General features: G+C 31.6%; 9 protein-coding genes. 5 read left to right on the forward strand and 4 right to left on the reverse strand.

From position 1 onward, the window contains the following. Positions 1-62: 62 nt before the first annotated feature. The 3 genes from ACZ49Z_RS05560 (at position 63) to bioB (ending at position 3,561) form a co-directional block, all read left to right on the forward strand. Positions 63-995, forward strand: a complete 933-nt coding sequence (locus ACZ49Z_RS05560) for a bifunctional riboflavin kinase/FAD synthetase (protein WP_464307193.1) — start codon at positions 63-65, stop codon at positions 993-995. Further along, entirely contained in the window at positions 992-2,284 is a 1,293-nt protein-coding gene (locus ACZ49Z_RS05565; RefSeq protein WP_464307194.1) for an HTTM domain-containing protein, read from the forward strand. Before ACZ49Z_RS05560 ends, ACZ49Z_RS05565 begins: the two co-directional genes overlap by 4 nt. A gap of 191 nt (positions 2,285-2,475) precedes the next feature. Beyond that, positions 2,476-3,561 carry a biotin synthase BioB gene (bioB, locus tag ACZ49Z_RS05570; protein ID WP_464307195.1) on the forward strand — a complete coding sequence of 362 codons (1,086 nt, stop codon included), beginning with the start codon at positions 2,476-2,478 and terminating at the stop codon, positions 3,559-3,561. 48 nt (positions 3,562-3,609) lie between these two features. Here the strand turns inward: bioB and ACZ49Z_RS05575 are convergent, their stop codons facing one another. Together ACZ49Z_RS05575 and ACZ49Z_RS05580 are read right to left on the reverse strand one after the other, a co-directional pair. Next, positions 3,610-5,001: a dipeptidase gene (locus ACZ49Z_RS05575; RefSeq protein WP_464307196.1), complete on the reverse strand. Its 1,392-nt coding sequence runs from the start codon at positions 4,999-5,001 to the stop codon at positions 3,610-3,612. 101 nt (positions 5,002-5,102) lie between these two features. Beyond that, a complete protein-coding gene (locus ACZ49Z_RS05580; protein ID WP_464307197.1) occupies positions 5,103-9,797 on the reverse strand; it encodes a choice-of-anchor D domain-containing protein in 4,695 nt (1,564 codons plus the stop codon). Between the two features lie 106 nt (positions 9,798-9,903). On the opposite strand from ACZ49Z_RS05580, the gene ACZ49Z_RS05585 reads away from it, so the two are divergent. Then, a complete protein-coding gene (locus ACZ49Z_RS05585) occupies positions 9,904-10,374 on the forward strand; it encodes a regulatory protein RecX (protein WP_464307198.1) in 471 nt (156 codons plus the stop codon). A gap of 60 nt (positions 10,375-10,434) precedes the next feature. Next, complete coding sequence (gene thiL, locus ACZ49Z_RS05590) at positions 10,435-11,484, forward strand: thiamine-phosphate kinase (RefSeq protein ID WP_464307199.1); 1,050 nt, start codon at positions 10,435-10,437, stop codon at positions 11,482-11,484. Positions 11,485-11,551: 67 nt separating this feature from the next. On the opposite strand, the gene ACZ49Z_RS05595 is transcribed toward thiL, so the two are convergent. After that, on the reverse strand, positions 11,552-13,093 hold the full coding sequence (locus tag ACZ49Z_RS05595) for a glycine--tRNA ligase (protein WP_464307200.1): 1,542 nt from the start codon (positions 13,091-13,093) through the stop codon (positions 11,552-11,554). A gap of 60 nt (positions 13,094-13,153) precedes the next feature. Next, positions 13,154-13,984: a hypothetical protein gene (locus ACZ49Z_RS05600; protein ID WP_464307201.1), complete on the reverse strand. Its 831-nt coding sequence runs from the start codon at positions 13,982-13,984 to the stop codon at positions 13,154-13,156. Between the last annotated feature and the right edge of the window lie 46 nt (positions 13,985-14,030).

Consider the following 14,030-nt stretch of genomic DNA (forward strand, 5'->3'; position numbering starts at 1 on the left):
TTATCAATCCTCTTTTTTTGTCTAAAATTAAAATACTTACTTTTGTTATAAATATATTTCCATTGAAAATCTATAATTCTATCAATTCTTTTAGTTGCAAAAGAAAAACTGTAATAACCATTGGCACCTTTGACGGTGTGCATCTTGGTCATCAAAAAGTATTAAGTAAGTTAAAAACATCAGCATCAGAAAAAAATGCCGAGAGTGTACTGCTGACTTTTTTCCCGCATCCAAGAATGGTTCTTCAACAAGATTTAAACATAAAACTTCTAAATACAATTGAAGAAAAGAAGAATCTCATTTCAAAATTTGGAATAGAAAGCTTAATTATCCACCCGTTTGATTTGGATTTTTCAAGACTATCGGCTGAAGATTTTGTAAAAGAGATATTAGTAGATCAATTAAATATTTGTAAAATAATAATTGGTTATGATCATCGGTTTGGAAGAAATAGAACTGCAACTATTACTGACTTAATCGCATTTGGGAAAGAATATAATTTTGAAGTTGAACAGATTACAGCTAAAGAAATAGACGAAATATCAATTAGTTCAACCAAAATAAGAAATGCTTTACTAGAAGGCGATATTCAAACTGCCAATAATTATCTTGGGGAATTATATTCTATTACAGGTGAAGTTATTGAAGGTAAAAAAATTGGAAGAACACTGAATTTTCCAACTGCAAACATTAAAATTTCTGAAAATTACAAGTTAATACCTAAAGTAGGAGTCTATGTGGTTTCCATCGAAATATTAAATAAAAAACATTTCGGAATGATGAATATAGGTACTAACCCAACAGTATCTTCTGGAGAACAAAGCATAGAAGCACATATTTTTGATTTCAACGAATCTATTTATGGTGACACAATAAAAGTAAACCTTATTGAACGCATTCGAGATGAAAAAAAATATGACTCTTTAGACCAATTAAAAGAGCAACTTATACTTGACAAAAAAACAGCTATTGAAAAAATAATAAAACACCAATGATTTCTAGTTTATCTAAACCTGTTGATAATGCCCCCCTAATTGTTTTTAGATTCTTTTTCGGCCTTTTATTAGCCTGTGAAAGTTTTGGTGCGATAGCAACTGGTTGGGTAAAAAAAACATTAATCGATCCTCAATTCACCTTTTCATTTATAGGTCTAGATTGGCTTCAACCGTTACCAGGAAATGGGATGTATTTTTATTTCTCTATAATGGGAATATTAGGAATCTTAATAATGATTGGTTATCGCTATACCCTTGCCATTACACTTTACACAATTCTATGGGCAGGAGTTTATTTCATGCAAAAAACTTCTTATAACAATCATTATTATTTGTTACTAATTATAAGTTTCATAATGATTTTTCTTCCTGCTAACAAATCCAATTCTTTAGATGTAAAATTTAAACATACTACCGAGAATAATTTTATGCCAAAATGGATAATCATTATTTTTATAGTACAAATTTCAATTGTTTATTTATATGCTGCCTTTGCCAAATTATATCCTGATTGGTTAGACGGAACTTTTACAAAAATTTTACTTTCTAGCACAACTAAGAACAGCCATCTATTGGCACTTTTTTCTAAGAAATGGTTTTATCTTTTCATAGCCTATGCTGGTTTTTTATATGATTTATTAATCATTCCATTACTGTTAAACAAAAAAACAAGATCGTTAGCTATTCTTTTTTCATTACTATTTCATCTTTTTAACGCTGTTTTTTTACAAATTGGAATATTCCCTTTTTTCGCATTAAGTTTCGCTCTCTTTTTCTATCCTCCAGAAAAAATTAGAAAACTTTTCTTGAAAAAAACAAAAATCAAAACAAAAAATGAAAAAGCATTTAACTCTAAGATATTCATTCGTCTATTCATTCCATTCTTAATCATTCAATTATTATTACCCATTCGCCATTATTTTATTAAAGGTGATGTTTTATGGACAGAAGAAGGTCACAGATTAAGCTGGAGAATGATGCTCCGAGAACGTAGCGGTTATATCTCTTTTAAAGTTATCGATAATGACACGAACAAATCAAGTTATTATGATTATCATCAAGACTTATCCGAAAAGCAATCGAGACAAATTGCAACAAAACCAGATTTTATTTGGCAATATTGCCAAAAAATAAAAAAAAAATATAAAAATCGAGATATTTCCATTTATATAACATGTAAAAATGCCATCAATCGAAAAGAATATAAAACACTAATCGACCCAAATTATGATATGGCAAAAGCGAAATGGAATTATTTCACCCACAATGAATGGATATTATTAGACTAAACTCCAAAAATTCTAGTTGTGTAACTTAAAAATCCATCAATTTTATTTTATAAATTTAATAGAATAAAATTCTTTAAAAGAGCATTAATAACACATTTATAAAAATTTTAATGTACATAACTAATAGAAACACATTATTTTTTTAATGTTCTAAAGTAATTCGTTACTTTTGACACATAAAAGAATTTGGCATGAATACGATTAGATATAATTGGACAAAAGAAGAAATAATTGTTTTATACAACAAACCCTTAATGGATTTATTATATGAAGCTTCAACTGTACATAGAGAATTTCACAATCCTAATGTGGTTCAAGTTTCTACATTATTATCTATTAAAACGGGGGGATGTCCAGAAGATTGTGGATATTGCCCTCAAGCTGCGCGTTACCACACTAATATTGAAGGTAATGACCTTATGACTGTTTCTCAAGTGAAAGCACAAGCATTAAGAGCAAAATCATCTGGATCTTCAAGAGTTTGCATGGGTGCGGCATGGAGAAATGTAAAAGATGGTCCTGAGTTCGATCAAGTATTAGAAATGGTTAGAACCATCAACAAATTAGACATGGAAGTTTGTTGCACTTTAGGGATGATTACAGAAAACCAAGCAAAACGTTTAGCAGAAGCTGGTCTATATGCATACAACCACAACTTGGATTCATCTGAAGAATACTACAAAGAAGTAATTTCAACTCGTGGTTATGAAGATCGTCTTAAAACGATAGACAATGTTAGAAAAACCAATGTTACAGTTTGTAGTGGTGGAATTATTGGTATGGGAGAAAGCATTGAAGACAGAGCAGGAATGCTTGTTGCCTTAGCATCGTTAAACCCTCAACCTGAATCCGTACCAATCAATGCTTTAGTAGCTGTCGAAGGAACTCCTTTAGAAAACGAAAAACCAGTTGAAATTTGGGACATGATAAGAATGGTAGCTACGACTCGTATAGTAATGCCTGAAACGCAAGTTAGACTTTCTGCTGGACGAACTCAAATGAGCCGTGAAGGGCAAGCAATGTGCTTTTTTGCAGGTGCAAATTCCATCTTTGCAGGTGACAAATTATTAACAACTCCAAATCCTGATGTAAATGAAGATATGAAAATGTTTGAATTATTAGGATTGCAACCGCAAAAACCATTCATCAAAAAAATGCAACCAGAAACCGTTGAAGCTAAAGACTCACAGTTTCAGAACTTGGGTGAAAAGCCGAAATGGTCAAGGCCTGGACATACTATTGAAAGAAATCTAGAAGCGTCTGGAAAAGGAAAATAAAATTTAATTACTAATAAAAAATGCCATTCGTCTGAATGGCATTTTTTATTAGTAATTATTCATTTCTGTAAAATACTTATAAAATAAAGGAATAGTTTCAATCCCTTTTAAATAATTAAAAACACCAAAATGTTCATTTGGTGAATGAATAGCATCACTATCTAATCCAAAGCCCATAAGGATGGTCTTACTCTTCAATTCTTTTTCAAACAAGGCAACTATAGGAATACTCCCTCCAGAACGAACTGGAATTGCAGGCACACCAAAAGTCTCAGTATAGGCTTTATTTGCAGCTCTATATCCAACACTATCTATTGGAGTAACATAACCTTGTCCTCCATGATGTGGTTTCACAACTACTTTAACAGATTTTGGTGCAATACTTTCAAAATGTTTTTTAAACAACTCTGTAATCTCTTCCCAGTCTTGATTTGGAACAAGTCTCATAGAAATTTTTGCAAAAGCCTTACTTGCTATAACTGTTTTTGCTCCCTCACCTGTATATCCGCCCCAGATTCCATTAACATCTAATGTTGGACGAATTGAATTTCTTTCATTTGTAACATATCCTGTTTCTCCATGAACATCATCTATAGCTAATGCATTTTTATATTTCTCTAAGGAAAAAGGTGCTTTAGCCATTTCTGCTCTTTCTTCTGCAGATAATTCTTCTACTTTATCATAAAAACCAGGAATAGTAATATGATTGTTTTCATCATGAAGAGAAGCAATCATTTTAGTTAAAATATTAATTGGATTTGCAACAGCTCCACCATATAGCCCAGAATGTAAATCTCGATTTGGACCTGTAACCTCGACCTCAACATAACTCAACCCTCTCAAACCTGTTGTTATTGATGGTTGAGTATTAGAAATCATTCCTGTATCTGAAATCAATATTACATCGTTTGCTAATTTCTCTTGATTACGTTCAACAAACCAACCTAAACTTTTTGAACCAACCTCTTCTTCACCTTCAATCATGAACTTCACATTACAAGGCAATGTATTAGTCTCAATCATATATTCAAATGCTTTAACATGCATATACATTTGCCCTTTATCATCACATGCTCCTCTTGCAAAAATAGCACCTTCTGGATGAATATCTGTAGTCTTAATTACAGGTTCAAAAGGTGGTGATGTCCATAGTTCAATTGGATCAGCTGGCTGCACATCATAATGCCCGTAAACTAAAACTGTTGGTAAGTTTTTATCAATTATTTTTTCACCATATACGATTGGATATCCTGGTGTTTCACACAATTCTACAAAATCACACCCAGCTTTCTCTAAGCTAGATTTCACCATTTCAGCTGTCATTATAACATCATGAGCATAAGCACTATCTGCACTTACCGAAGGAATTTTTAATAATTCTATTAATTCTTGTAAAAATCGCTCTTTATTTTCTTGAACGTATTGTTTTATATTTTCCATTGTATTGTTTTGGATTGTGTTTCAAAGTTACAAAATATTATAATTACTAAAAAAATGAGCTGTCAATTCTAACAGCTCATTTTTTATATTATCATTCTATATTAATAAATTATCTTTTTTACAACCTTTTTACCACTAATCAATATTACTTGTAAAACTAGAGCGGAATTATTTTTAACAACTCTATCAATATTTAGCTCTTGACTATTAACTTTTTTATTCTCATAAACTCTCCTTCCTAGAACATCAAAAACAACTACCTCTTGAATCTCTTCAGAAAGTGATTTTACTTGAATATTTTCATTTAAAATAACAACAATTTGATTTTCTTCTGTAACAAAACCACTATTAGACAAAGTAGCATCTTTATATTTTAAGACAAATCTATCATTAAATACACCAATTGCTGCTGTAAAACTATAAGGACTAATTTTTAAATTATGAGAGACATTTAAAAGTAAATCTTCAATATAAATGTCTTGATTTTCAAAGAGACCATCTACTGCATGAATTGCAATAGAATGTATTCCATCATTCGTGATTTTAATACCTAAAGGCACTCTGTCATTATAATTAAAAGGAAAAGGTCTTCCTTGAATGCACATTTTTTCATCATTTATTAAAGAATAAATATTTGCAGTAGTTGCTTGTATGCCAATAGCATCATATAATCTATCTTTATCATAAGTCGCTTCATTTGTATAACCTACTAAAGTTCTAACAGATTCATTATTAACATCTATTAAATCTAACCAAATGCGATGTTTTTCAACTTGATTTACTGTCTTATTTAAAGATGATGTCTTAAAAAATTGACTGTTATCGTAAGTTCTACTTCTTAATGAGTTATTAAACGTTATATTTTGTGTAGTAGCAGGTCCATCATTCATAATTACAAAAAAACCTTGTCCTCCAGCAATTAAACCATTAAAGCCATTTGGACCACTCACAGTTCCTAATCCATTATGAACAATATAATCGTTTATGGTATAATTTGAATTAAAATCACCATAAAAAGGATCGGAAATAGCAGATGAAGGTAGCGTGCCATGTGTCCATAATCTAACAGCACCTTCAATATTCGTATTTAAATTTAAAAAATCTAATGCATTTATTGAGGAAGGATAAGGATTCCCTATTAGATTAAGATTATCATTCATGTTTGTAATAACAATACCATTCACCCCAAAATAATCTGCACCTGTAAAACCTCCTCGTGAAATAGGCACAGTGACAACTCCATTATTGGGTACTCCACTTGTAAAAGATGCCGTATAGGTTTGGAAAGAGGAATTAAAATTATTTGGTCCTCTAACAATATAACCAGTTCCGTTACTCATTATACTTCCTGCTGCATTTACCCAGTTACCAATTCCTCCATTGGTGTTTGGAATAGTAGGATTCCATTTAAAGATTAAATTAGTTGGTGAATTTGGAGAAATATTATTTACATTAAAACCTGAAATTGGTGATGACCAATATACATAATCTAATTTTCTCATTGAAGTTGCTCTTTCATAGCTAATATTGCCGACATTAATTCCAGCATCATTTACTTGGATTAATGAACCATTATTCAAAACAGACAAAGTTCCATCAATAGTTAAATCATTTTCTATTTGCACGTAATTATTAGAAGATACAGTTAAAACACGAGTTGGGTTAACAATTAAGTTCCCTTTGGCAATTATATTATTTGAAACTGAAGTTGTAAAATCATTATCAAGGACAACATTCGCAAAAACCTCTGTGCCTTCTGGAGCAACAGCACTAATTACTTGTGGAGATACACCTTCAAACAACACTGTACTATTACCTTCTTCAAAAGAAGCTTCATTCACATTATTTGTCCAATTACCATTTAAAAATATCTGACCATCTAAAGTAGCAGCATTAGAATCATCCATATCTAAAACACCTGTATTATCTATTAATAGATTCCCTGAGACTTTCAATTTGTTATTTGAATTGCCAGCTATTTCTAATTTACTTCCTAAAAGGCTAACATTATTTGCCACAGCTAAATCATTATATTCGTCTGAATATGCAGCTGTATAATCTACTTTAGCACTATTTAATGCAGAAGAGTTAATAATAACATCTGTAGTAGAACTAGGAACAGAAAGTCCTTCCCAGTTTGCACAATTAAACCAGTTTGTATCAATACCTCCTACCCATTGCCCTGAAGGATTACTTGGGCCAATTTGAAATGTCCTTCCTGCTCTTGTAGCTGTGTTACTTGCTGGGTTTAAAGTATATCTACCAGTGCTTAATGTCCAATTATTAGAAACATCAGCAACAGCATTAATTATTTGATTTAATGAAGCAATACCGTGCTCTTTGTCATTTTCATAATAACCACTTTCTGCACTTACACTAATACTTTCAACATTGAAACAGGTTAAAGATGAGGGTAACCTAGACTCTCTTGGGTTAGATGAAGATGACGAACTCGATCCGCTACAGGCATTTGCTAAAGGAACCCAAGCAGCTCTATTAGTCAACCCATGCAATAAATTCCCAGATAAATAATAATTTGCTTCATTCAAATCAACAACACCATCAGAAACAAAACTCCCTTGAACAAGAAATATTTGATCAGGAGAACTTGTTGAAATATTTGGAGAATTTAATATTCCTCCTGTAATAGCTCCTGAGAACTCGGAAGTTCTATTTGTCGAATTAGTCCCTGTAATTACAGAAACACTTCCAAACCAGTTTGAAGAACCATCTGTTCTTATTTGCAATATTGATCCCGCTGGTATAAGTGATGTTCCATTATATGTTATTACTGCTTCATAAGGAGCTTCACTTGGATCATCTCCTCCACCTCCCCATTTATTTGTTCTAACACCTGCATTTGCTCCTGCTTCATATCTTGAATTTACAATTGAAAAAATTGTACCTGGTAAAAAATCTACCAAAGTAGCCACCAAATACTCATCTTCTGCACCACTTCCATAAACTTGACCATCATACCCTACAAAAATGAGTTCTCCAGGACGAAAGCTTGTTCCTCCTACCGATGTAGATGAAGCAATAGCCATAATATCAAAATTATATAAGGATTCATTAGAGTCATCATTAATAACATTGATGGTGTTTGTAAACAACCCAGCGACTGCACTATTAAATTTAACAGTAAAAAAAGTAGAATTCCCAGGTGTAATTACGCTAACTGTTGGTTGTGTAATAATAAACTCTTGAGGCAAAGAAGTATCAGTTAAAACTATGGGTAATGACAGAGTTAAATCTGTAGTTCCATTATTTTCAATCACAAACGTTTTAACTATATCTGTTCCCAATGTTGTAAATCCAAAATTAGTATTATCTGAGGCTGTAGGACTAGTATCTCCATCTAAAATAGTAAAACCATTACCTGTTATATTGATTTCTGGACCAGACGGTGGTGTTCCACAAAATACTTTTACATTTTGCATATACCAAGGAGATGTTGTTGATGATTGTTTTCTAAATTTAATATAAACATTTGGAAAAGAAGCATAAGCAGACAAATCTACGGTGCACATAGTGGTACTTCCTGATGAAGTATTTCCATGATCAAATGTTGCAACGGTTGAATAAACCCCCATTTGAGTAGTAGTAGAAACCTCAACAAACATTGTTTTCAAACTTGAATTACTCGTTCTTCTTAAATCGAAGGTCAAAGAAGTAGGATAAGAAACTGCTACTGTATTCAACTCTCCAGTATGTGAGGCAAAATTTGCTTCATTCGAAGAATATGTAATATCCGTTTCTGACCATCCTGACGGTGTAACTGTAAAATTAGCTTCATTTAGACATGGGCCAGAACTAACAGTTAAATTAGCAATTGAAGAGGTTATTGTTCCACAAGGTGAATTACCTGAAATTATTACTCTATATTTATAACCATTCATTGACAATGTTGCATTAGAGATAGTATGAGTACTGGTATTTATACCCACATTAGTCCAAGAAATTCCATTATCTACAGAAACTTGCCATTGATAGGAAGCTGCATTATTAGCTACTACATCAAAGGTAGCAGATGTTCCTGTAATAGTTGATTGATTTAAAGGTTGGCTAACAACTAACACAGGGTTAAATATTGTTACATTTTGAGAAACTACACCATTTGACCAGCAGCTACCATCGAAGATTCTAACATAATAAGTTCCAGATGTATTTGCAGTAAAGGAACCCGTTGTTGGAAAAGATGTATCTGTACCAGTTGCACTTGTTTGCCAATAGGCAGTAGTGCTTGGCAACGAATAGGATAACTGAGCACTACCGCAATTTACTGTTGTAGTTATAGTTCCTGTCGGATTAGCAGGTGCAACACAAGCAGTATAGCTAGTCCAGGAAATATCGTCTATTTTAATTTGAGCCCCAGAAGTTCTTAATTCAAGATTCACATTCCCAGGAATATTAACTGGTTGACTGTGATTTACTACTGAATTAGATGATGACGAAACAGTTAGTGCTGTTCCAACTTGTGAACCATTTACCCAAATTTCAATATTTCGAGGACCTGTTCCTGTAAAAGCTCTAACATAAGAAAAACTCAAAACCCCCATTCCTCCTGCATAAGTTGGAGAGGAGACTACGGCTGATCCATTTGGACAAATAGCTTTTGAATTTAATGTTTGATCTGTTCTTGCTGAAGTTGCATTCCAAGAAACTCCATTTGTTCCGACCCATGTACGCAATAAATAAGTAGTAGAACTAGCTGTAGGAATATTTGAAAATTCTTCTAAACCTTGTGCACATACAAAACTCCCCATAAAAAGGGCTAAAAGTAATCTTAATTTCATTGGTTAATAGCTTTAAGACTTGGTTAATAGTTCAAAATTAGATGCGAAATATAGGTAATAATATTTGATTATGAGTATTTTTGCACACTAACTAATTGTTAAAAAATTGGAAAAAAAAGTTTTTACAAAAAGTGAATTACTCACGAAACTAGAGCAATATTGCACTTATCAAGAACGCTGTTTCAAAGAAGTTGAAGAAAAATTATTCTCATTAAAAGCTACTCAATCTGAAAAAGAAAGCATTTTAATTCATTTAATTGAGAACAATTATATTAATGAAGAACGTTTTGCAAAAAGTTTTGTTAGAGGTAAACACAATTATAAGAATTGGGGTAGAAATAGAATTAAAAATGAACTGAAATTTAGAAATATTACATCCAAAATTATAGAAATTGCCCTTCAAGAAATAAACAACGAAAATTATATTGAAAAATTTAATAAACTCGCAGAAAAAAACTGGGATTCTATTAAAGAAAAAAAAGGGCAAAAAAAGAACAAAAAATTTGTTGATTTTTTACTTCGAAAAGGCTTTGAAACCGACCTTATTTATGAAAAACTACAAGAATTAAATAATTAAAAAGATTAGAATATAAATTTTGATACTCTCAATAAAGTATCTTTGCTAAAAAAGAAATCTATGTTAGAAGATAAAAACCAGAAAAAGACAAGCATTGCAGAATTAGGAGAATTTGGTTTAATAGAGCATTTAACGAAAAACATACAGATTACTCAAGAATCTACAATAAAAAGCATTGGAGATGACGCTGCGGTTCTTAATTTTAATGACAAGAAAGTAGTTGTTTCTACAGATTTATTAATTGAAGGGGTTCATTTTGATCTAGCCTATATGCCTTTAAAACATTTAGGATATAAGGCTGTTGTGGTAAATATCTCAGACATTTGTGCAATGAATGCAACCGCTACACAAATAACTGTTTCAATTGCTGTTTCTAATCGTTTTCCATTAGAAGCTTTAGAAGAGTTTTACGAAGGTGTAAAACTGGCCGCTAAAACCTACAATGTTGACATCGTTGGTGGAGATACAACCTCTTCTCAAAAAGGACTAATTATAAGTATCACTGCGATTGGGGAATCTAGCCTTGATGAAATTACCTATAGAAACGGTGCGCAACCAAGTGATTTATTGGTTGTTACAGGAGATGTTGGAGCAGCTTATATGGGTTTACAAGTTTTAGAGAGAGAAAAACAAGTTTTCCAAGTTAACCCAAACAACCAACCAGACTTAGAACAATATTCCTATTTAATTGAACGACAATTAAAACCTGAAGCGCGAAAAGATATTAAAGAATTACTATCTAAATTAGAAATTAAACCTACTTCTATGATTGATATTTCCGACGGCTTATCATCTGAAATATTACACATTTGCAAACAAAGTGCTGTTGGGTGTAATTTGTATGAAGATAAAATTCCTGCAGATCCACAATTAATCAATGTTTGCGAAGAATTTAATATTGATATTACAACAATTGCTTTGAGTGGTGGTGAAGATTATGAGCTATTATTCACTATCAAAATGGACGATTATAATAAAATTAAAGCTAATCCTAACTTTACAGTCATTGGACATATCACAGAAGAAAAAGAAGGCGTTCATTTAATTACAAGAGCTAACACCAAAATTGCTTTAAAAGCAAGAGGCTGGAATGCTTTAACTGAAGAATAAAGAACACAAAAGCAAAGCCCGATTTTAAGATTAAAATCGGGCTTTTATACTTTAGTTATTACTAAAATTACATTTTCATTAACCAGTTTCTCATCGAAACTTCATTATTTACAATTCCTCTTAATTCACTAATAGCAACCCTCTGTTGCTCCATAGAATCTCTTTGACGAATTGTAACTGTTTTATCTTCTAATGTTTGATGATCTACAGTAATACAGAAAGGTGTCCCTAAAGCATCTTGTCTTCTATAACGACGACCCACTGCATCTTTCTCATCATAAGCAACATTGAAATCCCATTTCAAGTCTTCAATAATTTCTTTAGCAACTTCTGGCAATCCATCTTTTTTAACCAACGGCAAAACAGCTGCTTTTGTTGGTGCTAAAACCGAAGGCAAACGCAAAACTGTTCTTGTTGATCCGTCTTCAAGCGTTTCTTCCTCTAAAGCTTTAGAAAAAACTGCTAAAAACATCCTATCCAAACCAACTGAGGTCTCAACGACATAAGGCACATAACTTGAATTAGTATCATTGTCAAAAAACTGCAATTTCTTTCCTGAATACTGTTCATGAGCTTTCAAATCAAAATCTGTTCTTGAATGAATTCCTTCTAATTCTTTAAATCCGAAAGGAAAATCAAATTCTATATCTGCAGCTGCATTAGCATAATGTGCTAATTTTTCATGGTCGTGAAAACGATAATTTTCTTTCCCTAAACCTAAAGACAGATGCCACTTTAAGCGAGTTTGTTTCCAAAACTCATAATATTGCATTTCTTCTCCTGGCTTTACAAAAAATTGCATTTCCATTTGTTCAAATTCACGCATTCTAAAAATAAACTGTCTTGCAACAATCTCATTTCTAAATGCTTTACCCGTTTGAGCAATCCCAAAAGGAATTTTCATTCTTCCTGTTTTTTGAACATTCAAAAAATTAACAAATATACCCTGAGCCGTTTCTGGTCTCAAATATAAATCCATTGCTGTATCAGCAGATGCACCAATTTTTGTAGCAAACATTAAATTGAACTGACGTACTTCTGTCCAGTTTTTCGAACCAGATTCTGGACAAGCAATACCCAGCTCCTCAATCAAAGACTTTACATCTGCAAGATCATCATTTTCTAAAGAACGCGCTAAACGTTGTAAAATTTCGTTTTTTTGCTGCAAATATCCTTTAACACGCTCATTTGTTGTTACAAATTCCTCTTCGTTAAAAGCATCCCCAAAACGAGTTTGCGCTTTTGCAATTTCTTTTTGAGCTTTTATATTTATTTTTTCTGCATATTCTTCAATCAAAACATCTGCACGATATCTTTTTTTAGAATCTTTATTATCAATTAGAGGATCACTAAAAGCATCCACGTGTCCTGACGCTTTCCATGTTGTAGGGTGCATAAAAATTGAAGCATCTATTCCTACAATATTTTCATGCATTTGAACCATTGATTTCCACCAATATTCACGAATGTTTTTCTTTAACTCTACCCCGTTTTGTGCATAATCATATACTGCACTTAAACCATCATAAATTTCACTTGACGGAAAAATATATCCGTATTCTTTAGCGTGTGAAATTACATTTTTAAAAATATCTTCCTGTTTTGCCATAGCACAAAAATAAAAATAGGTTTTAAATAAAGAAAAGAAATTGTCGGAATAATTTAAAGATTATTCATATTCAAAAATTGCAGAGCCAATTTTTGAGAAGGAATTATAAATATTAATTAAATATTTACCTTTAATTGTCTTGTTTGACTCTAAATTAACATAAGTACAAACATCTAGATCTTTTTGATTATAAAAAGCATCAACCTTTGCACTGTAAAGTAGTTTTATGTCGTTTAAAGTTATTGAAGTATCCTCAACAGAGATAATTTGATTTTTCGGATTAACAACTTGAACATAGATATCTTTATTCCCTTGTCTTATGAATTCATTTCCTTGAAGGGTAAAACAAACTCTTATTTGTTGAATTTTACGTTCTCTCTTTTTAGAATACAAATCTGACAATATCTTTACTCCTCTAGCTGTAACATTTAAAGCAGATAATTTATCGTGAATTATTCTATTATCGTTGCTTTTTATTGATTCTAACTGATCTAATGTTTTTTTGTTTTTTAGAATTCTACTGTTAATTGCTACAATCTCTTCAGAGTCTTCACTGATTTTATTTTTAAGTTTTTCAATTTGACTTTCAAGACTTATATTTTGATATTTCTCCTCAAATTCGTCCTCAAAATTATTTGAACTTTCAATTGCCAATTTGATGGCTTCTTCTACTTCAATTAATTCTGCATTTTCAATTGTTAAATTTAACGAGTCATATTTTTTTAAAATCTCATCAAACTGGTTTTGCAACAATCGATTTTCTGTTTCAGATTTTTCAACGAAAGCCTTATGCTTCATGCAAACATTATAATACCCTAAAGAAGAAAACATCACAAAAATTGTTAATGCGGCAATCGATACTTTTAGAATATTTTTTTTATTTAGCGTCATTGAAAATATTTTTCATTAAATTAAGTAAATTTATATACTCTTTTAA

The organism is Flavobacterium sp. KY-23415 (assembly GCF_055384985.1).

What these genes read in the sequence shown, in the direction of transcription:
- ACZ49Z_RS05595 (WP_464307200.1), bottom strand. Translation starts at nt 13,093, where the DNA reads ATGGCAAAACAGGAAGATATTTTTAAAAATGTAATTTCACACGCTAAA.
- ACZ49Z_RS05600 (WP_464307201.1), bottom strand. Translation starts at nt 13,984, where the DNA reads ATGACGCTAAATAAAAAAAATATTCTAAAAGTATCGATTGCCGCATTA.
- ACZ49Z_RS05575 (WP_464307196.1), bottom strand. Translation starts at nt 5,001, where the DNA reads ATGGAAAATATAAAACAATACGTTCAAGAAAATAAAGAGCGATTTTTA.
- thiL (WP_464307199.1), top strand. Translation starts at nt 10,435, where the DNA reads ATGTTAGAAGATAAAAACCAGAAAAAGACAAGCATTGCAGAATTAGGA.
- ACZ49Z_RS05565 (WP_464307194.1), top strand. Translation starts at nt 992, where the DNA reads ATGATTTCTAGTTTATCTAAACCTGTTGATAATGCCCCCCTAATTGTT.
- bioB (WP_464307195.1), top strand. Translation starts at nt 2,476, where the DNA reads ATGAATACGATTAGATATAATTGGACAAAAGAAGAAATAATTGTTTTA.
- ACZ49Z_RS05580 (WP_464307197.1), bottom strand. Translation starts at nt 9,797, where the DNA reads ATGAAATTAAGATTACTTTTAGCCCTTTTTATGGGGAGTTTTGTATGT.